We start from the raw sequence: 23,627 nt of genomic DNA, 5'->3' as shown, positions 1-23,627 counted from the left end.
GGTTTGCGTCAATGAGCGGAGACGGTGTCTAGCCCTGTCGATTTGACGTCTGCCTGGACGCCAGGTGAAGCGAGGTAGTCGAGCAGGGCTTTCGCTTCCTTCGGATGCTGTGCGCTGACGGGAATGCCGGCGGCGAAACGCGTGACCGACTGCAGGGACTCAGGAATCTTTCCGACGAAGGTCGCCCCCTTGACGGGCAGCAACTCGCTCACCTGCTGGAAGCCGATTTCGTAGTCGCCGTTCGCCACCACCGAGGCTACTGGAATCCGCGGGATCATCTTCGCCTTCGGCTTGACCTGATCCTCGATGCCGAGCTTCCTGAACAACTCCCGCTCAATGTAGACACCGCTTGCGCTGTCCGAGTACGCGATCGACTTCGCATGCAGCAGGGTCTGCCGGAGGCCTTCTGCCGAACTGATATCGGGTTTCACCGCTCCTTCGCGCACGACCATGCCGATGCGCGAATCGGCTAGCTCGACCCGCGATCCGGGGATGACCTTGCCTTTCCGGATCAGTTCGTCAAGCGCATATCCGACCATGATAACGGCGTCGGCGGGCTCGCCACGCTCAAGCCTGTTGGGGATCGCTTCGGGCGATTTGCCCATCGACGGACCAAGCGCGGTGTCGAGCGTGTTGCCCGTCTCGGATGCGAACTTCGGGCCGAGCACCTTGTACGCTGCGGTAAAGCCACCCGAGCTCATGACGTGCAGGTCGGCGGCTTGCACGTTCGCCGCAACAGCCGAGGTTGCGACCAGTGCTGCGGCGCATAGTTTCAGAAACAGATTTCTCATGATCGGAGTCGTGTCAGATTGTGTGTTTAGCCGCATGCGGAGCGAGACGCGAATCAGTGCGCCGGAGTCAGTGTCGCTGCGCGGCGGCGATAGAGTGCAAACGTGGCCATCAGGGCGCACGCTGCCGCGAAGCTCATCCAGTAGCCGGGTGCGGCCTTGTCGCCAGTCATGTGAATGAGCGCCGTGGAGATCGCCGGTGTGAAACCTCCGAATACGGCGGTCGCGAGGCTATAGGCGAGCGAGAAGCCCGCGACGCGTACCTGCGCCGGCATCACTTCCGTCAGTGCGACGATCATCGCGCCGTTATAGATGCCGTACATGAACGAGAGCCAGAGGAGGGCGAGCAGCATGTTGACGAAGCTGGGCGCGTGAGCGAGCAGCGACAGGGTCGGGTGCGCGGTCGCGATGGCGAGGACCGTCATGGCGATGAGGAGCGGTCGGCGGCCGATCCTGTCGGAGAGGGCTCCGCCGATCGGCAGCCACACGAAGTTCGACACGGCCACACACAGCGTCACAAGCAAACTATCGGCGGTGCTGAGGTGCAGGACCGTCTTGCCGAAAGTCGGCGCGTAGACCGTGATGAGATAGAAGCTCGCGGTGGTCATCGCCACCAGCATCATGCCTGCGATCACGACGGTCCAGTTCTGGACCAGCGTCGTGAATACCTCCTTCATGCTCGGGCGATGCTGGCGAGCCTTGAACTCCTCGGTTTCCTGCAGATTACGACGCAGCACGAAGAGGAACGGCACGATCATGCAGCCGACGAAGAACGGCACGCGCCATCCCCACGCCGCGATGGTAGCGGCGTTCAGCGATTGGTTGAGCGCGAAGCCGAGGCCCGCGGCCACGACGATCGCCACCTGCTGGCTCGCGGACTGCCAGCTCGTGAAGAAGCCCTTGCGGCCGGGCGTGGCCATCTCGGCGAGATAAACCGACACGCCGCCCAGCTCCGCACCCGCGGAGAAGCCCTGCAACAGCCGCCCGAGCAGCACAAGCGCGGGCGCCACAAGGCCGATGGTCGCGTAGCCCGGCACGAACGCAATGAGGATGGTGCCGCTCGCCATGATGGAGAGCGTGACGATGAGCCCTTTGCGGCGGCCGACGTCGTCGATGTACGCGCCGAGCACGATGGCGCCGAGCGGGCGCATCAGAAAACCGGCACCGAAGACCGCGAACGTCATCATCAACGAGGCAAATTCGCTCCCGGCCGGAAAGAAGACGTTGGCGATCTGCGTTGCATAGAAGCCAAACAGAAAGAAGTCGAACTGCTCCAGAAAATTTCCGGCCGTCACGCGGAAAACCGCCGCGGCCTTTGAATGTCCCAGCGAAAGGGTAGAGGGTGAGGGGTGCATCAATGTGTCTCCTGAAATCCCGAGATATGCGGTGGTCCCGCTCTTTGTCGTTTCGGGAATTTTGGCCCGTGGCCAATCAAACGATAAGTGCAATCTTCTGAACGATTGATGTCCAATGGTTATCAATCGGCGCCCCCTTTTTCGCCGCCGCCGCGCGTTAGCTGTGCGCCAGCGCGTGGCGGCGACCATCAGAGGCCAGCGGTCAGGCCACGAAACGACACTGGGAAGCGGCCGTACGCGTGTCCATATTGCGTCCGCGGTTCAAATGATCGTCAATTTCCGCAGCGCAGCCCAGCATGCGCGGATAGAGGAAGATCGTGAACGCGGCCGTTTCAAGGTCCGCCTCGCTGAACTCCCCGCGCTTGAGCGGCTGCCACAGCATCTTCAACAGCAACGCGGCAATCACGGCATCGACATTGACGCAATAGACATTGCGCGAGACACCTGCGTCGAACAAAGCCTGCACCAGCACACGGTAAAACGCATGAAACGCGTTGTACTCGCCGCGGGCTTCATAAAGGTTGGCGATGAAGATTTCCCGCGGGTCGTGGTTCACCGGCTTGTCTTTGAAGACCGGATGATTAACACCCGGAAGTTTCGCAATATCGAGGCTCCCCAACTGCTTCTGGCGCGCCTTGTACTGCGCGTATCGCTCGACCGAGCGCCGGGCGAGCGCTTCGAGGTCCACGGTATGACGAGCATCGGTCGGATCTTCAAGGCCGCTGCTGCGGAACGCCTCGTTGAGGAACGCAATGCCTTCGTAGCCGTTGCCGCCGTGCGTATATCCAGTGTGCGTCAGGAACCCCGCCAGAGCCTTGTTTAGCTGCACCCGTTCGGGACTTTCCGGGCCATCGGCAGATACTGCGCCCTTTGCGCCTTGCGCCGAAATGGCGCCGGGTCCGTTCGTGAGCAGCAAACCGACAAGGGTCTTGAACGCGAAAAGATCGTCGACAGTCGGTTTCAGGTTTAGCAGCGCTGCGAAGGCGATTTCCGTCAGAGTGCGTTCGCCGAGTAATTCTTCGGTGGCGAAGCCGCAAAATCCGTCCGGGCCGTGCTGCGAGGCGTCCGCTGAGGCGCCGATCATGGTGCCGAAGAGCTTTGTCCACCACGGCAAGCTTTCTGCGGTCAGGCGGGAGATCCGCTTGCGCATGAGCGGGCCCCAGGCGAGTGTCGTCGTGATCGCCGCGAGTACAGCTTCCGGGCGCGGATGGCCCGGGCCACACGACAGCCATCGGATGATTGCGGAACTTACGCCGCGCGAGGCGAGCCCGCCCAGCATGGCTTGCGCCTCTGGATCGGGTTCATCGCAGAACAGCGCCGCAGCGTCCGCGGTGTGGACGGCATCGACATCAAAGTTCTCGTCGAACGCGTCCGTGAGTCTGGCTGTCGCGAAGCCGTCGATCATCAGTGCTGCCGCCTCGCGCGCAGCACGCTGGCGATTCGGCCCGACGATCGCCGCCGCGGCCGCGAGCACGGCATTGGGCGCATTGCCCGCCTCGCGCGAAGCCTGCGCGGCCGCCAGTTCCGGTGTCCCGTGCAGATTCACTGCAGCGCCAACAGCCACGTTGATGAGCTTTGTGTCGTTTGCCCCGCCGAACTCCCGCAACAGCGCGAGGCAGATGTTCTCCTCAAGCGAGCGCGTCGCTGCTTCGAGCATGGACACCCCGTGCAGGCTGCTCACCTGCGTTTTCGCGTCCATCTGCGAGGCGCCCGAAGCGTCCTTCAAGGGTTGGCGCGGCGGGATTGCGCCGATCTGGCTGTTCGCCCGCGTAATCTGTTCGTTGTACGGCGCGACTGCTTCCACGACCGGCAGGGCGAGGTCGTCTGGCAGTTCGATCCCCTGATCCGAGCCAAACCACGGTTTGAGCGAGAGGCTGCCTTCCGGCTCAAAGTCGGGCATCGTCGCGTTCGCGCGCATCACTGCGGTGAGCGCGGCGGGAATGTGCGCGATGTTTGCCACAACGGCGCCCTTCACCGAGCAGCATGGATCGTCCGGCGTAAAAAGACGCTCGACGCCGAACTTCTCCATGAACCAACGCTCCTTTGCAAGAGCATCGTCGGCGCCGCCCGCCATTGCGCCCGCATGCCCCACCGCGCGCGTCAGACGACTCTTCCAGCGGCCTACCACGCAGGCAATGACGGGTTTCGTAAATGTGGCGTCGGCCTCGTAGTAGCCGCCCGGCTCGCAGTACAGTACGGCAGCCTTGCTGCGCGCGTCGTTGGCGAGGGCAAAGGCGAACTCCGGCGCCGCATAGTGGATGTAGACGTCCTTGCCGCTCGATACGACGGTCGATGTACCCCAGCCGCTCATGCGCAGATATTGCGCAATGGTGGTGCTAAAACCGCCCGAGTTGGAAAAGATCGCGATCGAGCCCCGCCGCAAAGTTGCGCCGGGATCATCGCCGCCGAGCGCACCCCCGATGCGCACCCGCTGCCAGGAGTCCGCGACGCCCAGCCCGTTCGCGCCAAAAATGTCGATGCCTGCTTGCTGGCCCATCGCGCGAATTTCCCGAGCGTCGTGCACGGAGATCTTCTCCGTAATGATAAAAATCTTGCGCAGATCGGGATTGACGCGGATCAGTTCGGCCACCCCATCGCGCGCGGCCGACGGCGGCAGATAGACGACGCCGCAATTGAAACGATGCCCGGCTTCGAGGCCTTCGCGCACGTTGTTATAGACGGGGATGTCGCCGGCAGGCGTCACGAGCACCTGCCCGCGCTTGCCGGGCGCAGTGCCGAATACGATATTCCCACCGGAAAACGCGTGGCTCACCGGCGTCACGTCCGACGACTCGCCTCCCAGAATGTTGAGCACACAAACGCGGTCCTCGCGCGTGACTATTTGTGCAAGCGACTGGATGCCGACGAAATACCTGAAATCATTATTGCCTTGCTTGACCATGTCGATCTCCTTACGCCTTTGCCGTATCCGCTTGCGGTTGCGTCTGACGCGCGCCGATGCGCGCTGCGACCTGCGCGCGTCCTCCCGATTGCATCCACGCATCGGCCTTCCGTGCGTACTGGATCACTTCGCTGATGTCGGAGTCAAAGCCGAACAGGCGATAGGGAAGGCCGAGCGCATCACAGGTGTCGCGCAGTGCCGACATGCCACGAACAAGGTTTGGACCGCCGCGCCCAAGGACGACATAAAGCGGGGTGGGACCGTGCTCGCTGAAGTGCTCGCGTAGCGCATCGGCCATCGCGCGCAGTGTTTCGTAGATATCGGTGTTGTTGGACTTGCCGCCAATGATGAACAGTACGTTGGACTGCTTCAGCCAATGTCGGAAGCAGATGCGCGCCACTTCCTTCATTTTCTCGTAGGGAGGATTGCCGCCGAAATCCGAAGAGATGATGGCTGCGTCGCCCAACATCTCCGTGACGAGCGAGTTGGCCCCGCCGCCGAACGTGGGCGCGAGGATCGTTCCCTTGTCATTGATCACATAGACATCGCTTTGACCCTGGTGCGTGCGAAGCTGGTTGATCTCCTGCTCGAAGTCTGAGTAGTCGGCAGCGAACAGGTGAGCAGGCAGGCCGAGGCGCGAGAAGCGCGGGTCGTCACGGTCGAACCCGCACTTGAAGTCGCAGGCCACGGGTGTGAGCCGACCGTTCTTGTCCTCGCGCATGCGGATCGGATTCAGTTCGAGCGTCGTCATGCCGAAGTCGTGAAAGAGCTCCCAGAGCTTCGGCAATTGCTGCACGAGTGGGGAAATGATCTCGCGCGGCGCGCCGATCTCGCTCAACGCATTCGCGACGACGAACGCCTTCAGGCCGGTCAATGCATCAAAGGGCACCATTGCGACGTGCTTTGGATCGACCTCTTCGATGTCCATGCCACCCGCGTGCGACAGCGTCATGGTGGGAGCGCGAAAGCGGGTGGAATCGGTGATCGAGAAGTAGACTTCATGTTTGGCCGGTACGCCTGCTTCGAACGTGACGCCGTTCGCCTTGGCCCGCACATGACCCACGACGTGCTCGGCGAAGTACAGCCGCTCTTTCTCGGCGAGCGCCGTCTTGAGATCTGTCGCGCGCCCGAGCAACCCGGCCTTGCCCTTCTTGCCCACGCCGCCCTTGAATACCGGCTTGATAAAGACCTGCCCGTGGCGGTCGATCAGCGACTTTATCTCCTCTTCGCTGGCGCTCGGCCCCAGCACTTCGCTGGCCGGGAATCCGACGAATTGCAATAGGCGCGCGCCATGCAACATTCCGGTGATCTGCATATGAGTGTCTCCTGAAATTCAAGGCAATGACGAATGAAGCAGGTACTGAGTTCGCTTAGCTCGCTGCGGAAGGCGCGAAATGCTCATCTGCCGTGGACTCGCGTGAAAGCAGCGGCAGGATTCACAACGCGAGGTGGGTCATGCGAGATGGGCATCGGCTACCGTTGGCGGCACCCGTGACCGGGTTGCACTGGAATGCGGCGAAACGCTGTTCTGCGTTTCGCGCCTGTCTCCGATGCGTTCTCTGTCGACGCGTTTATGAACTTCTTGAGCATCGATATTTGCTCAAGACGCCCCGAACGAGAAGTGCAATTTTTTGAAGCATTGATGTTCAACGGTTATCAATACCGTCGAACGCCGTTACGTTGTGGCGACAAGTGCTGCTTTCATGGTGCGCCTCACGGCGATGTTCAGGATTGCGCAGGGAACCCGGCCGAGCTGAAGGAACAGGCCGAACCAGTCCTCCATGTGCCACGTGGTGGTCACGCGCTTGCCGTCCAGTGCGTGGAACGGCTTTCCTTCTTTGGGGCGACTTTATACGCGAGCGCCAGGAAGGCGAAATTTCGGCGAAAGCTCTAACCAGTCGACTTCGCAACTCAACTCAGTCGCACGCGGCCAGCTTTACCGTCGGCATCGTTGGGTGCAACTTTCTTGATGTCACTTCCGACCCAACGCTCTTCAGAAGATTTCAGATGCGATCGCATCGCCGCTTCTGCAGCAATAGGGTCTCCTGCTTGCAGTGCATGCAGAACATTTTCGTGCTCCTCAACCGCAGCCATCCACGTGGCCGTATTTTCGACGAGTTCGCTAATCCTCGCCCCGATCGGATCGCGCCTCGCGTCGAACAGATCGGCCACATACCGGCTCAACACCGTATTGCCGGCCGTTTCCGCGATGATCAGATGGAATTGCCGGTCCGGTTCCAGAGGAGATTTGCCGGCAGAGGCGAGGCGATGCATCGCATCCACGCTGCGCCGCAACCGGTCCAGAGAGCCGGCCGTAAGCCGCGTGCTGGCGAGCACGACGAGGCTGCCTTCGATGACGGCCCGGGCCTGCATGATTTCCGTCGGACTTTCGCCTAATACAGCCAGTGACCCTTCACGTTCGTTTGCGGTTTCGAGCACATAGACGCCCGAACCCATGCGGGTCTCGACGCTGCCGCCGATTTCCAGTGCGATCAACGCCTCGCGCAGAGACGGGCGCGAAACACCCAGTTGCTGCGACAACTCGCGCTCCGGCGGCAGTCTCGACCCCGGCGGGAAATCCCCTCCGTGGATGAGGCCGCGAATCTGGTCGGCGACCAATTGGTAAAGCCGCTTTGGCTCGGTCTGTTTCATTTTGCTGCCGGAAGGATAAATGGCCCGGGTCGTCCGTCGACCAGCGATCAAAGTCTACCACGCAAGCCTGACAAGGTTTTCAGCGCATTTCGCAGGAACAGTTCGGGTTTGCCCTTGGTAAGGCCAGAAGAAGTATCTTGCAAATTGGCTTGACCAAAATCGCCGTTTATTCTTTAATCTGCATCAGATTGGCCTGACCGACGGCAGCGCCTCTACACAAAAGAAGGAGACACGTGTGACAGATCTGAGCACTGACCTGGCCCCGCGCGTGGTGGACGGCTTCGCGTTAAAGGAATCCCCGGAGCTATTGAAACTGAGCGGACTGGGCAAGCGGTTTCCCGGTGTCGTTGCACTGGAGGACGTGCACTTCCAATTGCGCCGCGGCGAAGTGCACGCAATTTGTGGCGAAAACGGCGCTGGCAAGTCGACCCTGATGAAAATCGTCAGCGGGCAATACCAGCCGGATGCCGGCACGATCGTTTTTCGTGGCATGGAAAGGCGGTTCGCGTCCTCACTCGAGGCACAGGAAGCAGGCATTGCGATCATTCACCAGGAACTGAACCTGGTGCCGCACCTGTCGATTGCGGAAAACATCTACCTGGCACGCGAGCCCAAACGCGGGCCGTTCATCGATCGCGCACGACTGAATGGGAACGCCCGGCGCGCGCTCGCCCGCATTGGATTGTCGTTGCCGCCCACGAGGCTGGTGGGGACGCTGTCGATCGCCCAGCAACAAATGGTCGAAATCGCCAAGGCGCTCTCGCTCGACGCCCAGGTGCTGATCATGGACGAACCCACTTCGTCGCTCACGGAATCCGAAACCATGCACCTGTTCCGGATCATCAAGGAGTTGCGCGAGAGCGGGGTCGGCATTGTCTACATCTCTCATCGTCTCGATGAAATGAAGCAGATTGTCGACCGCGTGACGGTGCTGCGCGACGGGCACCACATTTCAACCGACGATTTCGCGGCGACCAGCATGGATGAAATCGTTGCGCGAATGGTCGGCCGGGCGCTGAACGATGCGTACCCGCCGCGCCGCTCGGTTCCGACTCAGGACGTGCTGCTGCGCGTCGACAATCTGTCGCGCGCACCGGCATTTGGGCCGGTTTCGTTCGAACTGAGGCGAGGCGAGATTCTCGGCTTCGCCGGTTTGATGGGCGCAGGCCGGACCGAAGTGGCACGGGCGATTTTCGGCGCTGACCAACCGGACGGCGGCGAGATTCATATCGGGAGCGAGCGCGTCTCGATCCGCTCGCCTATCGATGCGATTCGCCACGGTATCGCGTATCTGTCGGAAGACCGCAAGAGCGACGGCCTCGCGCTGAAGATGCCGGTCGCGACCAACATCACGCTGGCCAATATCGAGGCGGTGTCGGGTCGCGCCGGCTTCATTCGTTTCGCCGAAGAAACGGCCATCGCACAGCGTTACGTCAAAACGCTCGGCATCCGCACGCCGACGGTCCATCAACTCACGCGCAACCTGTCCGGCGGCAATCAGCAGAAGGTTGTCATCGGCAAATGGCTGTTTCGCGAATCGAAGATTCTGTTTTTCGACGAGCCCACGCGCGGCATCGATGTCGGCGCGAAATACGCGATCTACACGCTGATGGACCAGCTCGCCGCGCAGGGCATCGGCGTTGTGCTGATCAGTTCGGAATTGCCTGAAATTCTTGGCATGTCCGATCGCGTCGCGGTATTCCACGAAGGCCGGATCGCCACGATCCTGGAGACGCGCCACACCAATCAGGAAGAAATCATGCACTTCGCATCGGGACGAAATCATGCTTGAAATAACATCCGAACAGACCACTACTGTCGACACCAGCGCGAAGCTCCGGCGTCGCGACCTGATTCAGAAATTTGCCGCGCTCGGCAGTCTGATCATGCTGGTGGCCGTCTTTTCATTGACCAGTTCCGCTTTCTTCTCGGTCGACAATGGCATGACAGTGGCCTTGCAGGTGACGTCGATCGCCTATCTCGGCGTGGCGGCAACCTGCGTGATCATTACGGGCGGAATCGACCTGTCCGTGGGTTCCGTACTCGCGCTGTCAGGTGTGGTCGCCGCGTTGCTCGTCAAGGCTGGCGTGCCGATTCCTCTCGGCATGCTCGGCGGCGTCGTGGTGGGCGGCCTGTGCGGATTCGTGAATGGCCTGTGCGTCACGCGTATGGGTCTGCCGCCTTTTATCGCCACGCTCGGCATGATGCTGGTCGCGCGTGGTCTCGCGCTTCAGATCACTGGCGCGCGCCCGGTTTCGGGACTCGGCGACGCGTTCGGCGAACTCGGAAATGGCGCGTTGTTCCGCATCTCGCATATCGGGGCAGACGGGTTTCCCGATACGGTATTTCCGGGGATCCCGTATCCCGTGATCATCATGGTCGTGCTGGCGGTGGCCGTGTCGATCATGCTGACGCGCACCTCGCTTGGCCGCCACATCTACGCAGTCGGATCGAATGCCGAAGCCGCGCGGCTCTCCGGCGTCAATGTCCGCCGCGTCACCTTGTTTACCTATGTGCTGTCCGGCGTGCTCGCCGGTCTGACGGGTTGTGTGCTGATGTCGCGCCTCGTTACGGCGCAACCGAACGAAGGCGTCATGTACGAGCTCGATGCGATCGCCAGCGCCGTGATTGGCGGGACGTCCCTGATGGGCGGTGTCGGCACGATCTCCGGTACGGCCATCGGTGCGTTCGTCATCGGCGTGCTGCGCAATGGCCTGAACATGAACGGCGTATCGAGTTTCATCCAGCAAATCATCATCGGACTGGTCATTCTCGGCACGGTCTGGATCGACCAGGTCAGAAACCGTCGATGAAGCACATCGAATGAAGCCATTCGAGAAGTCCAACAAAGCAGTGCAATCACCAACCCAAGGAGTGAGACATGAGGAAGACGTATCTGGCATTGGCCGCCGCACTTTTGACCGCAGTGACGGCGCACGCGAATGCGGCGAGCGGAGAGATCGCCGTGATCGTCAAGACGGCCAACTCGAATTATTGGCAGAACGTGCAAAAGGGTGCAACGGAGGGCATGAAAGGGCTGAACGGCTACACGATGACGTTTCAGGGACCGGCGACCGAGTCGGCCGTGGCGGACGAGGTCAATATGGTCGAGAACGCGGTGAACCGGCATGTCGCGGCGATCGTGCTCGCGCCGTCCGATCCCGACGCACTGGTCCCGGCAATGAAGAAGGCCTGGGAGGCAAAAATTCCGGTCGTCCTGATCGATTCGCTCGTGTCCGATTCCGGCAAGCAGTATTACCAGTCGTTTCTCTCGACCGATAACGCCAAGGCCGGTGAGTTGTGCGCGAAAGCGATGATCGACCGTGTCGGACAGACGGGGAAAGTCGCTGTGATGTCGTACGTCGCCGGCGCCGGTTCCGAGATTGGCCGCGTGGGTGGGTTCCGGAAGTATCTCGCGCAGCACTCGAAGCTGCAGATTGTCGGACCGTTCTACTCGCAGTCGCAGATGGCGACCGCGCTCAATCAGACCACCGACGTGCTGTCGGCCAATCCGGATCTGAAGGGCATCTTCGGTGCAAATGAACCGACTGCTGTGGGAATGGGGCGCGCGTTGGCGCAGTCCGGGAAAGCCGGCAAGGTCGTCGCGATCGGCTTTGACGGCAACCAGGACCTCCAGGGCTTCATCAAGGACGGAACCATCCAGGCCATCGCTGTCCAGGGCTCGTATCAGATGGGCTACAAGGGTGTCAAAACGGCGGTGGATGTGATTGAACACAAGCCGGTTACGAAGCAACTGGATACCGGTGTCGTGATGGTCGAGAAGGACAACATCGATCAGCCCGCCGCGAAGAATGTCTTGTATTGAAGCGCGATGCGGACGACGCCAGACGGCGTTGTCCGCCCTTGAGCCCAGCGCTACTCAAGACGCGCTGTGAAGCGTTGAACATCCAGCAATGACTCCCTGGGAACGGAATTCCTGATGAAAGCAAGTGATCTGCGTGAGGTGTCGCGTGCCGGGGTGCAGCTGAGCGCACTGGGTATGGGATGTTCGCAACTTGGCGGCTTGTATCGCGCGATGCCGCCGGAACAGGCGCACGCGCTGATGGACGAAGCATGGTCGCTCGGTCTGCGCTATTTCGACACTGCGCCGTTCTACGGGTACACGCTTTCGGAACGCCGCGTGGGCAACGCGTTGTCAGCGCGGCCACGCGACGAGTTCGTGCTGAGTACGAAAGTCGGCAGACTTCTTCGGCCGGATCCGACCGTTCAATGCGGCGACGACGGCTGGGCTGAGCCGCTTCCTTTCCGGCCGCACTACGACTACAGCTTCGACGGCGTCATGCGGTCTTTCGAAGACAGCCAGCAGCGTCTCGGTATTGCGCAGATCGATCTGCTGTATGTGCATGACATCGGTCGAATGACACATGGGGATGCAAACGTCGAATTCTGGAAGCAGCTTACAGAAGGGGGCGGTTTCCGCGCGCTCGACACGCTGCGCAATGCGGGGGCGGTCAAAGCCATCGGCCTCGGCGTGAACGAGTGGCAGGTCGCGCATGAAGCCATGCAGGAATTACAGCTCGACGTGACGTTACTGGCGGGCCGCTATACCCTTCTCGAGCAGGATTGTCTCGCGCCGTTTCTCGACAATTGCGTACGGTATGGGAATTCGATCGTGGTCGGCGGTGTGTTCAATTCTGGCGTGCTGGCAGGTAACGGCAAGTTCAATTACGGGGACGCCCCCGCCGGTGTCGTGTCGCGCGTCAACCGGCTGGCTGAGGTTTGCCGCGAATTCGAGGTTCCGCTACCCGCCGCGGCACTGCAGTTTCCGCTTGCGCATCCTGCGGTTGTGTCGTGCGTGGTGGGCGCGCGCAGTGTCGAGCAACTCCAGCAGAACGTCGCGTGGTTTGAGCAGGCGCTGCCGGCCGGATTGTGGCAGGAACTGAAGTCGGACGGTCTGATCGCGGACACCGCACCTGTGCCCGAGGTGGTCGAGTGAGCCTGTGTATCGACGCACATCACCATTAATAGGGAGAGTGTAGTGCAACGAATGGGAATGGTCATCGGTATCGATCCGCAGCACATCGACGAATACAAACGCTTGCATGCGCAGGTGTGGCCGACGGTGCTCGATCGCCTGAAACGCTCGAATGTCACCCGCTACTCGATTTTCCTGCGGGAGCCCGAGAACCTGTTGTTTGGTTACTGGGAATACGTCGGAACTGACTATGAAAGCGATATGGCCGAGATTGCGAGCGACCCGGAAACACAACGTTGGTGGAGCCTGTGCGGCCCGTGCCAGAAACCGTTGGCGAGTCGTGCGCCGTCGGAACACTGGGCTCAGATGGAAGAGGTCTTTTACCTCGAATAGCGTTGTCTCGACACGGCACTCCTTTGACCTCGCCATGAAGAAACAAATTAACCGGGCTCGCATCGAAACCGCACTATGGCTTCGCGGGTTCTGTAGCTGAAAAAGGAAACCTCATGCTCACTATTATTTGTGAAACTCCCGGCTTACTACGCGCTGAGACGCGCTCACGGCCACCGCGCGATCGCGGCGAAGTGTTGCTACGCGTGCGACGCGTCGGCGTATGCGGCACCGACCTGCACATCTTTACCGGCAATCAGCCATTTCTCGCCTACCCCCGCGTGATGGGACACGAACTGTCAGGCACGGTCGAAGAAGCCGACACGGATTCCGGCCTGGACGCCGGCGACCCGGTCTACGTGATGCCCTACCTGTCATGCGGTCAGTGCATTGCCTGCAGGAACGGAAAAACGAACTGCTGCGTGAACATTCAGGTATTGGGCGTGCATCGTGATGGTGCATTGACGGAGTATCTGAGTTTGCCGCGTCAGTTCGTTCACAAGGCTGAAGGAATCACGCTCGATCAGGCGGCAATGATCGAGTTTCTCGCCATTGGCGCGCACGCCGTTCGTCGCGCGGACGTTCAGGCGGGACAGCGCGTGCTGGTGGTCGGTGCAGGTCCGATCGGTATGGCCGCAATGATCTTTTCACGTCTGCGCGGGGCCACGGTGACGGCGCTCGATACACGGCTCGATCGTCTCAACTTCTGCGCTGAGAAAATTGAAGTGGCGGCTACTGTGCAAATCGGTGATACCGACGTCGACGAGTTGGCGAAACTCACCGGCGGCGAATTCTTCGATGTGGTCTTCGATGCGACGGGTAATCCGGCTGCCATGGAGCGCGGCTTTGAGTTTATTGCGCACGGCGGGAAATACGTGTTGATTTCCGTGGTGAGAGACAAGATCACTTTCTCCGATCCGGAGTTCCACAAGCGCGAAGCCACCTTGATCGGAAGCCGCAATGCGACTGCGGAAGATTTCGAAACTGTGCTCAGGGCCATGCGTGCCGGTCAGGTGCCCGATGCGGCACTCAACACGCACCGGATGAAGCTTGCCGATGTTCCTGCCGAATTTTCGAAACTGCTCGAGCCGTCCGCAGGTGTAGTGAAAGCCATCATCGAATGCTGACTCTGACGCATATCGGATATTTGCCATGAGCCAGCCAATTCTCCAGTTCGGCACTAGCCGCTTTCTTCAGGCGCATGTCGACCTGTTTGTTTCGGAAGCCATGACGCGGGGTGCCGCGCTCGGTGGCATTACGGTCGTGCAGACCACCAGCAGCCAGTCCAGTCAGAAGCGTATTGCAGCGCTGGCAGAGGGCGGGCGATATCCGGTACGGGTTCGAGGCATGCGTCACGGCGTGCTGGTGGACGAGATGCTGAGCGGCAACGCGGTGCGCGCAGCATGGCACGCCGAGTCTCATTGGGCACAAGTGCGAGACGCCGTGGCAGAGCACGTCGAAGTGATTGTTTCCAATACGGGAGACCGGGGATTCCGGTTTGATGACCGAGATACCGAGACGCTCGTGAATCATCCGGAGCGCGTGCCGCAGAGCTTTCCGGCCAAGCTGCTGGTGTTGCTTCATGCCCGTTGGGAACGAAACCCTGATGCGCCGCTCTCCCTGTTTCCATGCGAACTCGTGGTCAATAACGGCGATACGTTGCGCGAACTTGTCGTGACTCTCGCGGTAAAGTGGCGGCTGCCGGAGCCGTTCACTACCTACCTTCGAACGCGTTGCATATGGGCCAATTCGCTCGTCGACCGCATCGTTTCGCAGGCGATCGAACCGGTGGGCGCCGTTGCCGAACCGTATGCGCTCTGGGCGATTGAGCAGCAGCCGGGGCTGGTTCTACCCTGCACTCATGAAAACATCGTTTTGACTGACGATCTGCAGCACTTCGAGCGCCTGAAGCTGTTCCTGCTCAATCTCGGTCACAGCTATCTGGCGGAGCGGTGGCTGGAGGACCGCAGGCCGGCTGACGAGACCGTATATCAGGCAATGAACGACCCAATCTTGCGCGCGAACCTGGAAACTGTCTGGGCGGAAGATGTGCTCCCGACATTTGCCGTCCTCGGTCAGCGCGAGCAGGCTCTCGCCTATCTCGTCGAGTTACGCGAGCGCCTACTCAATCCGTTTCTTGAGCACCGGATAGCGGACATCGCGCAGAATCACACAGAAAAATTGCAGCGGCGTTTTCTGCCGCTCGTGCAACTTGCCGACAAACTCGGCGTGAAGCCTGGACCGCTGCGAATACGAGCGATGCTGGAGCGCGTCGCATGTCGTTTGCCTTGACGTTCTTCACGTCCTGATAGACGTACGACGCGATTATCGACCGGTCCCGCGTTACATTTCCGACGTCGGCCCTCGTAACACGGCGTCCGACGGACTGGATGGTGTCGACTGCACGAAAGAGCTGAAGTCGTTCGACGAGTCGGCGGCGCTCGTCGGCAATCTCGATCTGGTCGTTACCGTATGCACGTCGGTTGCTCATCTGTCGGGCGCGCTCGGTGTGCCGACACGGCTGCTGCTCGACGTCAACCCGCATTGGAAGTGGATGCTCGGGCGCGACGACAGTCCGTAACACCACGGCACGCTTTTCAAAACCGATTCCCGGCGCAAATTCAGGAATAATCGGACGCCCAATAAAAAGCAAACGTTTGACTGATCATATTTAACATTTTAAACGCTTAACTTTGCTCTGAAATAGCCGATATTTAGATTGGAATTATTTGGGGCCACGCATTAAGTTCCGCTGTACAATACGCGCCGCTTACACGCTCGTACCGCAGCGGCGGGGGCCCTCGGTTGCCTTGGCTGAAAAATAAGACCCTGGGCGCGGCTCTCCTGAAGAGGTCTCTAAAGGGCGAGTGTATCAACGGTGCCGCCTCACGATTTGGGAATTATTATGGCGGACGCAATGATTTTTTTATTCCTAAGTAAAAATTACAGCAGATTGCCCGGCCGGTACGCGGTGCAGTCTGCAACAAACAATATGGCCAGTTCGACGGGGATGGCGTATGAGCAGTGCATCAGACATTTCGAATCTCTTCCAGATGTTGGGCGTGAGCCCGTCGCATTATCAAGAAATAGAAAGAATAGAGCAGGGGCAAGGTTCGCGTGGGCGTTGGTCCATGCAGACCACCTCGTCGCCAGAGGACACGACCCGGGACGACTCGGCTCGCGAGGCTGAAGCCGTTCTTCCCACCGATGTGACTGAAGTGGCCCCCGCCGCGCCGCCGCAACTGATTGCGCCAGCCGTCCCCGCTGCCGTGTCCGGATCTCTTTCGGTATTGCAAGCCGCCCCCGAACAGCCGGTCCTTCAGTTCAATCCCGAACCTGTCACCGCTCCTCAACAGCCAAACTCTCTGAGCGCCGTGTTTGCGCGCCTGCGGGAACGGAGTGAGCCTCAAGAAGGTGTTCCGCAACGTCAGACGTCATGAACTTAGTCACAGTCTTTTCCGTCAATGACGGCCTGGTCAAAACCACGGTGGCCGCGAACCAGCGCGTCGTGCCGAACCGGCTCACGCGCTAGAAGACCTTTCCATGGCACAGATCAAACGCAGGTTGAGCAAGACGGAGCAGCGGCGGCAAACGCGCAACACGGACCAGAGTGACGATGCCGGAAGTTGGGACGACAAACTTCTGGAAGCGGGGACACCGCTATGGGCGTCGAACTGGCTGCGGCTGGCAGTGACGCTATTGGCCGCGCTGTTGTTCACTTCTGCCATGACGGTCAATCTGGCCGTGTCGAAGCAATGGACGTTTGGCATCCTTTGCATGGTCGTCGCGGTTCTGCTGAACCGCATTCGCGGCAGGATCATCACGGTGTCCATGGTGGCATTGTCGGTGTTTATGTCCTTGCGCTACCTGTACTGGCGCCTGACGCAGACGCTGTCCTTTACCACCTCGCTCGACATGACCTTTGGCTACCTTCTGCTGCTGGCCGAAGGGTACGCGGTGCTCATGCTGTTGTGCAGCTACTTTCAGACGCTCTGGCCTCTGCATCGCCGGCCTGCGCGATTGCCGGCCGATAGCTCGGCATGGCCGACGGTGGATGTGTACATTCCCACGTTCAATGAGCCGCTGCAGGTCGTGCGGCAGTCGGTGCTGGCCGCCACGCTGCTCGACTGGCCTGCCGACAAGCTGCGCGTGTATGTGCTGGACGACGGCCGTCGTGACGAATTCCGGCAATTCTGCGAGCAGGCTGGCGTGGATTATCTGACCCGGCCGGACAACGCGCATGCCAAAGCAGGCAATCTCAACGCGGCACTCTCCAGGACGAGCGGCGAGTACATCGCAGTGTTCGACTGCGATCACGTCACCACGCGCTCGTTCCTGCAGGTCTGCATGGGTTGGTTCCTGAAAGATCCGAAGATGGCCATGGTGCAGACGCCGCACGTCTTCTACTCGCCCGATCCGTTCGAGCGCAACCTCGAAACCTTCCGCAAGGTGCCCAACGAGGGTGACCTGTTTTACGGCGTGCTGCAAAACGGCAACGACTTGTGGAATGCCGCTTTTTTCTGCGGTTCCTGCGCGGTGCTGCGGCGTTCGGCGCTGGAGGACGTAGGCGGCGTGGCGACGGAAAGTGTCACGGAAGATGCGCTCACCGCGCTCAAGATGAGCACGAGGGGCTACAACACGGCCTATCTCGCCATCCCTCAGGCAGCGGGTCTCGCCACCGAGAGTCTGGGGCGTCACGTCGGTCAGCGCATACGCTGGGCACGAGGCATGGCGGAAATATTCCGTCGCTTCAACCCGCTGTTGATCGCGGGGCTAACACTGCCTCAGCGTCTGTGTTACCTGAGCGCGATGATGCACTTTTTCTTCGGCTTGCCGCGCATCGTGTTTCTGATCACACCGATGGCGTATCTGTTCTTTGGCGCGCACGTCTTTCATGCTTCCGCGCTGATGGTGCTGGCCTATGTCGTGCCGCACCTCGTCATTTCGAGCCTCGGCGCCTCGCGCATTCAAGGGCGTTTCCGACATTCGTTCTGGAGTGAAGTCTACGAAACGGTACTGGCCTGGTACGTGATTCTGCCCGCGTTGCAAGCCGTACTCTTTCCAGGCAGCAAAGGCTTCAACGTGACGTCCAAGGGCGGGGTGATCCGTCAGTCCTTCCTGGACTGGGCGATGGCCCGGCCCTACATCGTTCTGCTGCTCGTCAATCTGAGCGGATTCATGGTGGGTGTCGCAGGTCTGATCCGCAGTCCGGGCTGGCCCGAAGCGACGAGCATTCTGTTCAACCTGGTATGGGTAACCTACAACATCATGAACCTCAGCGCGGCCGCGGGCGTAGCGAGCGAATCGAGACAGTTGCGTCTCGCTCCGCGGGTCCAGATCGAACTGCGGGCCGCCGTGATTCACGCCGACGGAACTCGCATCGACTGTCAGACCAGCGACTATTCGCACGGTGGTCTGGGGCTGGTGCTGCCTGAGGGCGCACCGTTGCCGGAGCACGGCGATCGCATCACGGTGGCGGTGTTGCGCGACGACTACGAGGACGTTTTCCCGGCCGAGGTGCAGGTGTGCCGCGGACGCACCATCGGCGTGAGTTTTCCGACCCTGACGATCGCTCAGGAGCGCGCCTGGATAGGGGCGACGTTTTCGCGCGCCGACAGCTGGATCGCCTCATGGGGCAGCTATCGTCCCGACAGGCCGCTGCGAAGCCTGTTCGAGGTGCTCGGCATCGGCATGCGCGGCTTCGGGGAGTTGTTCCGGCATCTGTTCCTGGGTGGGCGTGAGCGCCTTGGCCGTTCGTCCGCAGACCCGGCAAGCGACTTGGGAACAAAGCAATCGTGAGTGTCGGCTACCTGTCGCTTTTGCGCTCCTCGACGAGCGCGCGCCGGTTGGGCGCGGTGTTGTGTTCGGTCCTGTTGCTCGGAGCGGGCGACGTGCTGGCCGCGACGGTGCCCGCGTCGGCTGTCCCGGTCGATGCCGTGCGGCAAGGCCCGCACCCGGAACTCAGCGCGGCGGCGCCGGCCGACGCGTATACCTACCGGATCCCGCTGCTGCGGCAAAACGCGGAGCAGGGATTGACCTTGCTCGGCGAGGATGCCTATGCGGGCATGGACTTCGGTTTGCGCCGCGACGAGCGCGTGGTCAGCGCGCGGCTCGTGCTGGACTACAGTTACTCGTCCACATTGCTGCCTACGCTCTCGCATCTCAAGGTGTTGCTCAACAGCGTGGTGGGGGCGACCGTAGCGCTGCCCGAACCGGCGCCGCGGACGCCGGCGCATATCAGTGTGGATCTGCCGGTGTCGTTGCTGTCCGGGTTCAACCAGCTCACCCTCGAGTTGATCGCGCATAGCAAGGCGAGCGATCAGGGCAACAATCCGCTGAGTTCCGACCTGTGGCTGAAGCCCGGGCCGGACAGTGCGCTGGAACTGACCGTGGTTCCGGCGACCCTGTCCAGTGACCTGTCGCAACTGCCCGCGCCGTTCCTCGACGTGCGCGATGTGCGCAGGGTGGACCTGCCCGTCGTGCTGCCGCAAGCGCCTCGCGCGCAGCGCCTCGAATCGGCCGGTATCGTGACCTCGTGGCTGGGTGCGCAGGCGGGCTATCGCGGTGCGCACTTCTCCGCGAGCCTCGGTGCGATACCCGCCCATGGACATGCGGTGGTGCTCGCGCTGCCGGGCGAGGTGCCGGGCTTGACCCTGCCTGCGGTGGAAGGGCCGATGCTGGCGATCGTGCCCAACCCCAATGACGCTAACGGCAAGCTGCTGCTGGTCATGGGCCGCAACGACGCGCAGATCCGCGAGGCCGCGACCGCGCTGGTGCTTGGCGCGAAGACGCTGTCGGGCTCTCGGGTCAAGATCGACGCCCCGGTTTCCGTTGTGCCGCGCAAGCCTTATGACGCACCCAACTGGCTGCCGGGCGACCGCCCGGTGCAGTTGGGCGAGATGCTAGCGGCGGACCGCTTGACGGTGCAGGGCTTTCGCCCTGGGGCGATCAATGTGGACCTGCGTCTGCCGCCGGGTCTGTTCGGTTTTGACAACAGCGGCGCGGTGCTGAACCTGCATTACCGTTATACGGCCCGTCCGGAGTCAACGCGCTCGGAGCTCGGCGTGCTGGCCGGCAACACGCCCCTGCAGACCTTGCCGCTGAGAGGCGACGCGTCGGACGGTTATGCGGTGATACGGGTTCCGACCTATCTGCTGCCGCCGTTGACGACGCTGCAATTCGACTATCGCTACGAGTCCGTGGCGCCGCAAGACCACGTCGAGGATGTGCCCGGCGGCCCGCTCCTGAGCGCCATCGATCCGACTTCGACGATCGACATTTCCCAACTGCCGCGTTACGCAGCCATGCCGGATCTGCGCGCCTTCGCAGACGCAGGCTTTCCGTTCACACGGATGGCCGATCTGTCCGGGACGGCGGTGATCCTGCCCGCACAGCCGGTCGCTGGCGACTATTCCGCTTATCTGACGCTGATGGGCAGCATGGGTCAAACCACGGGTTATCCGGTGCTGGGCGTGACGGTGGGCGATCCAGCGCAGGTTGACGCGCTGCGTCGCAAGGACCTGCTCGTGCTGGCGTCGGGCGATAACCAGCCCTTGCTCAAAGCATGGCGTGATGATCTGCCGCGCGGCTTCTTCGCTCCGGTTGCTTCATCGGACCGCTGGATCGCCGCGTGGTGGGAAAAGCTGACGGGTGGGCATGCGCAGGCTGAACGCGAGGCCGCCATCGCCGCACTGTATAGCAGCGACGACCATGACGGCATGTTGGCGGGACTCGAGTCGCCGCTGGCTCGCGGCCGCAGCGCGGTGGTCGTATCGGGCAATACGCCGGACGGTCTCGACGCTGTCGTGGACGTGCTGCAAGCCAACCGCTACCTCATCAGCAAGCGTCCGGACGACAAGATCAGCGGCAGCCTCGTGGTCGTGCATGACGGCACGCTCACCACGCTGAGCAACGATCAAAGCTATTTCATCGGGTCCTTGCCGCCTGGGCTCGCGCTCGAATGGTTCTTCGCGAGCCACATCCTGCTGCTGCTCGTGGCGACGCTCGCCAGCGTCGTGCTCATAGGTTTGCTCGGCGGCGTGTTTCTGCACCGGCGTGCCCTGAATCGATTAGACCTGGATATTCCCCAGACATCGCAACGTGAAGAAGGACGAAGAGGTTCTCATGTTTAGAAGACGGCCTGACATCTCCCGGGCACGCCTTGCGCGTTGCATGACTGCGCAACCAGTATGGCCGGCACTGTTGCTCGGTTGTGTGTTTGTCACATCGACGGTAACCCAGGCCGCGCAACCAGCGGCGGCTGCCGCCGCTGCGCGGCAGGACGCGTCGGCTTCGGCCGGCGGCGCGGCCAACCCGTCCGCGCGGCCGGCAACGGCAGATAGCAACGCGGCGCCGCTGCAGTCCGCGCCGGACGCCGGAGCCGCTACCGCGGCTTCTTCGACGGTGACCTATTCGCTGCAGCAACTCGGCGCGCAATACGCGCTCAACCTGCGCGGCGTCGACGGCAGCAATACGCTGCCGGTCGGCGTGCGCGACGATCGGGTCGTCACAGGTGCGCGACTGAACCTGCGCTATGCCTATTCGCCGGCGCTGCTGCCCGATCTGTCGCACATCAATGTGCTGGTCAACGATCAGGTGGCGGCATCGATCGACGTGCCCAAAAACACGTCCGGCACCAACCTGCAGCGCACTATCACGCTGCCGCCGTATCTGTTCACCGCGAACAGCAAGCTGCGTCTGCAACTGATCGGCCACTACACCAACCAGTGCGAAGACCCGCTGCATTCGAGCCTGTGGGCCAACATCAGCAACGACAGTACGCTGAGCATCGACACCCAGCCGCTGGCGCAGGCAGGCGATCTGGCTCGCCTGCCGCGACCCTTCTTCGACGAGCACGATATTCGCCGGTTGAACCTGCCGTTCGTGTTCGCGGGCAATCCTGATACGGCCGCGCTGGAAGCGGCCGGCGCCGTGTCGTCGTGGTTCGGCGCATTGGCGAAATATCGCGGCGCGCAATTCCCGGTATCGATCTCTACCGTGCCCGCCAGGGGCAACGCGGTCGTCATCGTCGACAGCGCGGCGCAAGCGAGCCTGGCGGACTCGCCGCTGCAAGGTCCGACTCTCGCCGTCGTGACCAACCCCAACGATCCCAACGGCAAGCTGTTGCTGGTGATGGGCCGTGACGGCAAGGAACTCAAGCAGGCCGCCGACGCGCTGGTCACGGGCAGCCAGACGCTGTCGGGTTCGGGCGCGCTCATCACGCGGTTCGCCGACCTCGCGCCGCGCAAGCCGTACGATGCGCCGCGCTGGCTGCGCACCGACCGTCCGATGTCGTTGGGCGAACTCGTCGACGCCAAACAATTGCAGGTTTCGGGCTACAGCCCCGATCTGATCCGCATCAATATGCGCGTGCCGCCCGACCTGTTCGGCTGGCATGCGCCCAACGTGCCGATCGACCTGCATTACCGCTATACGCCGCAGCCTTATATGGTCAATTCGTCGCTGCTGTTCAGCGTCAGTGACCAGTTCATGAAGTCGATTCCGCTGCTCTCGCTCGAACGGCTCGAGGGCGGCAGCAAGCTGCGGGGTGAAGTTTTGCCTGACAGCAGCCTGCCGCGCCAGGCGAAACTTGAAGTGCCGCTGGAGGCGCTGTTGCAGCCGAATACCCAGTTGCAGTTCCGCTACATGTACGACTACATCAAGCAGGGCGAGTGCCGGGACATCATCATCGACAACGTGCGCGGCGCGGTCGATCCCGAATCGACGATCGATCTGTCGCAGTATCCGCACTACATCGCCATGCCGAACCTGGCCTCGTTCGCCCAGGCGGGCTTCCCGTTCACGCGCATGGCCGACCTGTCCGGAACGGACGTCGTATTGGGCCCCAACGCGGGCACACCGGAATACAGCACGTATCTGGCGGTGATGGGCCGCATGGGCGATTCGACCGGCTATCCGGCGCGCGGCGTTACCGTGCTGCGCGGTCAGCGCATCGACGCGATGCCGTCCGACAAGGATCTGCTCGTGATCGCCTCGGGTGCGGATCAAGCCTGGCTCAAGGACTGGGCGCGGACCATGCCCGCGGCGTATGACCACAGCGCGCAGTTCGCCGTATCGGATCTGCCGGGTCGCGTGCTGGGCTGGTTCCATGCCAACCCGCGGCTCGACGCCGAACCCCGCCGCCTGTCGCTGGCCTGGTCGGGGCCGGGCGTGAGCGCCGTGCTCGCAGGCTTCGAATCGCCGAAGCAACCGGGCCGCAGCGTGGTCATGCTGGCCAGCAATCAGCCCGACGGCCTGAAGGATGCGGTCTCCGCGTTGCTGGATGCGCCGAACTCGGGCAAGCAGCCCATCCAGGGAAGCCTCGTGTCTATCCGCGGCACGCAAGTCGATTCGCTCGTGAGCGAGCATACCTATTACGTCGGGCATCTCGGCATCTGGCGCGGCCTCGACTGGTGGCTGGCTTCATTCGGCCTGTCGCTCGCGTGGGTGCTGAAGGCGCTCGGCATCATCGCGCTCGTGCTGATCGCGGTCGGTCTGTTTTCGTTCTTGCGGCGCCGCCAGGCCCGGCGCGACGCTGAAGCCCGTGAGCGGCTGCGGGCATCGCGGCAGCAACAATCATAATCAAGGAAAGTCATGGTAGTCAG

The 23,627-nt window shown here is 61.7% G+C and carries 17 protein-coding genes and 1 pseudogene; 13 read left to right on the top strand and 5 right to left on the bottom strand.

Annotated elements, in window-relative coordinates; translation table 11 throughout:
* Positions 1–8: 8 nt before the first annotated feature.
* The 4 genes from HDG37_RS31900 to HDG37_RS31885 form a co-directional block, all read right to left on the bottom strand.
* Complete coding sequence (locus HDG37_RS31900; RefSeq protein ID WP_184054620.1) at positions 9–791, bottom strand: substrate-binding domain-containing protein; 783 nt, start codon at positions 789–791, stop codon at positions 9–11.
* Positions 792–844: 53 nt separating this feature from the next.
* Positions 845–2,143, bottom strand: a complete 1,299-nt coding sequence (locus tag HDG37_RS31895; protein ID WP_184054638.1) for an MFS transporter — start codon at positions 2,141–2,143, stop codon at positions 845–847.
* A 202-nt stretch (positions 2,144–2,345) separates the two neighbouring features.
* On the bottom strand, positions 2,346–5,045 hold the full coding sequence (locus HDG37_RS31890) for a CoA-binding protein (RefSeq protein ID WP_184054618.1): 2,700 nt from the start codon (positions 5,043–5,045) through the stop codon (positions 2,346–2,348).
* A gap of 10 nt (positions 5,046–5,055) precedes the next feature.
* On the bottom strand, positions 5,056–6,360 hold the full coding sequence (locus tag HDG37_RS31885; protein WP_184054616.1) for an ATP-grasp domain-containing protein: 1,305 nt from the start codon (positions 6,358–6,360) through the stop codon (positions 5,056–5,058).
* Positions 6,361–6,618: 258 nt separating this feature from the next.
* Here HDG37_RS31885 and HDG37_RS31880 point away from each other — a divergent pair, with 258 nt between their 5' ends.
* Positions 6,619–6,939: a hypothetical protein gene (locus HDG37_RS31880; protein ID WP_184054614.1), complete on the top strand. Its 321-nt coding sequence runs from the start codon at positions 6,619–6,621 to the stop codon at positions 6,937–6,939.
* Between the two features lie 17 nt (positions 6,940–6,956).
* On the opposite strand, the gene HDG37_RS31875 is transcribed toward HDG37_RS31880, so the two are convergent.
* Positions 6,957–7,697 (bottom strand): FadR/GntR family transcriptional regulator, encoded by a 741-nt coding sequence (locus HDG37_RS31875; RefSeq protein ID WP_184054612.1) that lies wholly within the window; start codon positions 7,695–7,697, stop codon positions 6,957–6,959.
* Positions 7,698–7,941: 244 nt separating this feature from the next.
* On the opposite strand from HDG37_RS31875, the gene HDG37_RS31870 reads away from it, so the two are divergent.
* The 12 genes and pseudogenes from HDG37_RS31870 (at position 7,942) to bcsB (HDG37_RS31820) (ending at position 23,604) form a co-directional block, all read left to right on the top strand.
* Complete coding sequence (locus HDG37_RS31870) at positions 7,942–9,489, top strand: sugar ABC transporter ATP-binding protein (protein ID WP_184054636.1); 1,548 nt, start codon at positions 7,942–7,944, stop codon at positions 9,487–9,489.
* The gene (locus HDG37_RS31865) at positions 9,482–10,510 is read left to right on the top strand and encodes an ABC transporter permease (protein WP_184031637.1); all 1,029 of its coding nucleotides are present in this window, start codon (positions 9,482–9,484) and stop codon (positions 10,508–10,510) included. The genes HDG37_RS31870 and HDG37_RS31865 overlap by 8 nt, the downstream gene beginning before the upstream one ends.
* Positions 10,511–10,578: 68 nt before the next feature.
* Positions 10,579–11,523 carry an ABC transporter substrate-binding protein gene (locus HDG37_RS31860; RefSeq protein ID WP_184054610.1) on the top strand — a complete coding sequence of 315 codons (945 nt, stop codon included), beginning with the start codon at positions 10,579–10,581 and terminating at the stop codon, positions 11,521–11,523.
* A 114-nt stretch (positions 11,524–11,637) separates the two neighbouring features.
* The gene (locus HDG37_RS31855; RefSeq protein WP_184054608.1) at positions 11,638–12,654 is read left to right on the top strand and encodes an aldo/keto reductase; all 1,017 of its coding nucleotides are present in this window, start codon (positions 11,638–11,640) and stop codon (positions 12,652–12,654) included.
* A 57-nt stretch (positions 12,655–12,711) separates the two neighbouring features.
* Positions 12,712–13,026 (top strand): L-rhamnose mutarotase, encoded by a 315-nt coding sequence (locus tag HDG37_RS31850; RefSeq protein WP_221312202.1) that lies wholly within the window; start codon positions 12,712–12,714, stop codon positions 13,024–13,026.
* A gap of 113 nt (positions 13,027–13,139) precedes the next feature.
* Positions 13,140–14,150 (top strand): zinc-binding alcohol dehydrogenase family protein, encoded by a 1,011-nt coding sequence (locus HDG37_RS31845; protein WP_184054604.1) that lies wholly within the window; start codon positions 13,140–13,142, stop codon positions 14,148–14,150.
* 25 nt (positions 14,151–14,175) lie between these two features.
* Positions 14,176–15,315 (top strand): mannitol dehydrogenase family protein, encoded by a 1,140-nt coding sequence (locus tag HDG37_RS31840; protein WP_184054602.1) that lies wholly within the window; start codon positions 14,176–14,178, stop codon positions 15,313–15,315.
* A gap of 91 nt (positions 15,316–15,406) precedes the next feature.
* Positions 15,407–15,601 (top strand): annotated as a pseudogene (locus tag HDG37_RS39720) (hypothetical protein); the annotation flags it as partial.
* 439 nt (positions 15,602–16,040) lie between these two features.
* The gene (gene bcsR / locus HDG37_RS31835) at positions 16,041–16,463 is read left to right on the top strand and encodes a BcsR/BcsP family cellulose biosynthesis protein (RefSeq protein WP_184054600.1); all 423 of its coding nucleotides are present in this window, start codon (positions 16,041–16,043) and stop codon (positions 16,461–16,463) included.
* Positions 16,464–16,566: 103 nt separating this feature from the next.
* Positions 16,567–18,822 (top strand): UDP-forming cellulose synthase catalytic subunit, encoded by a 2,256-nt coding sequence (gene bcsA / locus HDG37_RS31830; RefSeq protein WP_184054599.1) that lies wholly within the window; start codon positions 16,567–16,569, stop codon positions 18,820–18,822.
* Positions 18,819–21,155: a cellulose biosynthesis cyclic di-GMP-binding regulatory protein BcsB gene (gene bcsB, locus HDG37_RS31825; RefSeq protein ID WP_184054597.1), complete on the top strand. Its 2,337-nt coding sequence runs from the start codon at positions 18,819–18,821 to the stop codon at positions 21,153–21,155. The genes bcsA and bcsB (HDG37_RS31825) overlap by 4 nt, the downstream gene beginning before the upstream one ends.
* A gap of 40 nt (positions 21,156–21,195) precedes the next feature.
* A complete protein-coding gene (gene bcsB / locus HDG37_RS31820; protein WP_184054595.1) occupies positions 21,196–23,604 on the top strand; it encodes a cellulose biosynthesis cyclic di-GMP-binding regulatory protein BcsB in 2,409 nt (802 codons plus the stop codon).
* Positions 23,605–23,627: the final 23 nt, after the last annotated feature.

It is taken from the genome of Paraburkholderia sp. MM5384-R2, assembly GCF_014201025.1.
Classification (GTDB): Bacteria; Pseudomonadota; Gammaproteobacteria; order Burkholderiales; family Burkholderiaceae; genus Paraburkholderia; species Paraburkholderia tuberum.
This window is presented reverse-complemented; position numbering and strand designations above follow the sequence as displayed.

What these genes read in the sequence shown, in the direction of transcription:
- HDG37_RS31885 (WP_184054616.1), bottom strand. Translation starts at nt 6,360, where the DNA reads ATGCAGATCACCGGAATGTTGCATGGCGCGCGCCTATTGCAATTCGTC.
- HDG37_RS31890 (WP_184054618.1), bottom strand. Translation starts at nt 5,045, where the DNA reads ATGGTCAAGCAAGGCAATAATGATTTCAGGTATTTCGTCGGCATCCAG.
- HDG37_RS31875 (WP_184054612.1), bottom strand. Translation starts at nt 7,697, where the DNA reads ATGAAACAGACCGAGCCAAAGCGGCTTTACCAATTGGTCGCCGACCAG.
- bcsA (WP_184054599.1), top strand. Translation starts at nt 16,567, where the DNA reads ATGGCACAGATCAAACGCAGGTTGAGCAAGACGGAGCAGCGGCGGCAA.
- HDG37_RS31850 (WP_221312202.1), top strand. Translation starts at nt 12,712, where the DNA reads ATGGTCATCGGTATCGATCCGCAGCACATCGACGAATACAAACGCTTG.
- HDG37_RS31860 (WP_184054610.1), top strand. Translation starts at nt 10,579, where the DNA reads ATGAGGAAGACGTATCTGGCATTGGCCGCCGCACTTTTGACCGCAGTG.
- HDG37_RS31840 (WP_184054602.1), top strand. Translation starts at nt 14,176, where the DNA reads ATGAGCCAGCCAATTCTCCAGTTCGGCACTAGCCGCTTTCTTCAGGCG.
- HDG37_RS31895 (WP_184054638.1), bottom strand. Translation starts at nt 2,143, where the DNA reads ATGCACCCCTCACCCTCTACCCTTTCGCTGGGACATTCAAAGGCCGCG.
- bcsB (WP_184054595.1), top strand. Translation starts at nt 21,196, where the DNA reads ATGACTGCGCAACCAGTATGGCCGGCACTGTTGCTCGGTTGTGTGTTT.
- HDG37_RS31855 (WP_184054608.1), top strand. Translation starts at nt 11,638, where the DNA reads ATGAAAGCAAGTGATCTGCGTGAGGTGTCGCGTGCCGGGGTGCAGCTG.
- bcsR (WP_184054600.1), top strand. Translation starts at nt 16,041, where the DNA reads ATGAGCAGTGCATCAGACATTTCGAATCTCTTCCAGATGTTGGGCGTG.
- HDG37_RS31880 (WP_184054614.1), top strand. Translation starts at nt 6,619, where the DNA reads ATGAACTTCTTGAGCATCGATATTTGCTCAAGACGCCCCGAACGAGAA.
- HDG37_RS31900 (WP_184054620.1), bottom strand. Translation starts at nt 791, where the DNA reads ATGAGAAATCTGTTTCTGAAACTATGCGCCGCAGCACTGGTCGCAACC.
- HDG37_RS31845 (WP_184054604.1), top strand. Translation starts at nt 13,140, where the DNA reads ATGCTCACTATTATTTGTGAAACTCCCGGCTTACTACGCGCTGAGACG.
- HDG37_RS31865 (WP_184031637.1), top strand. Translation starts at nt 9,482, where the DNA reads ATGCTTGAAATAACATCCGAACAGACCACTACTGTCGACACCAGCGCG.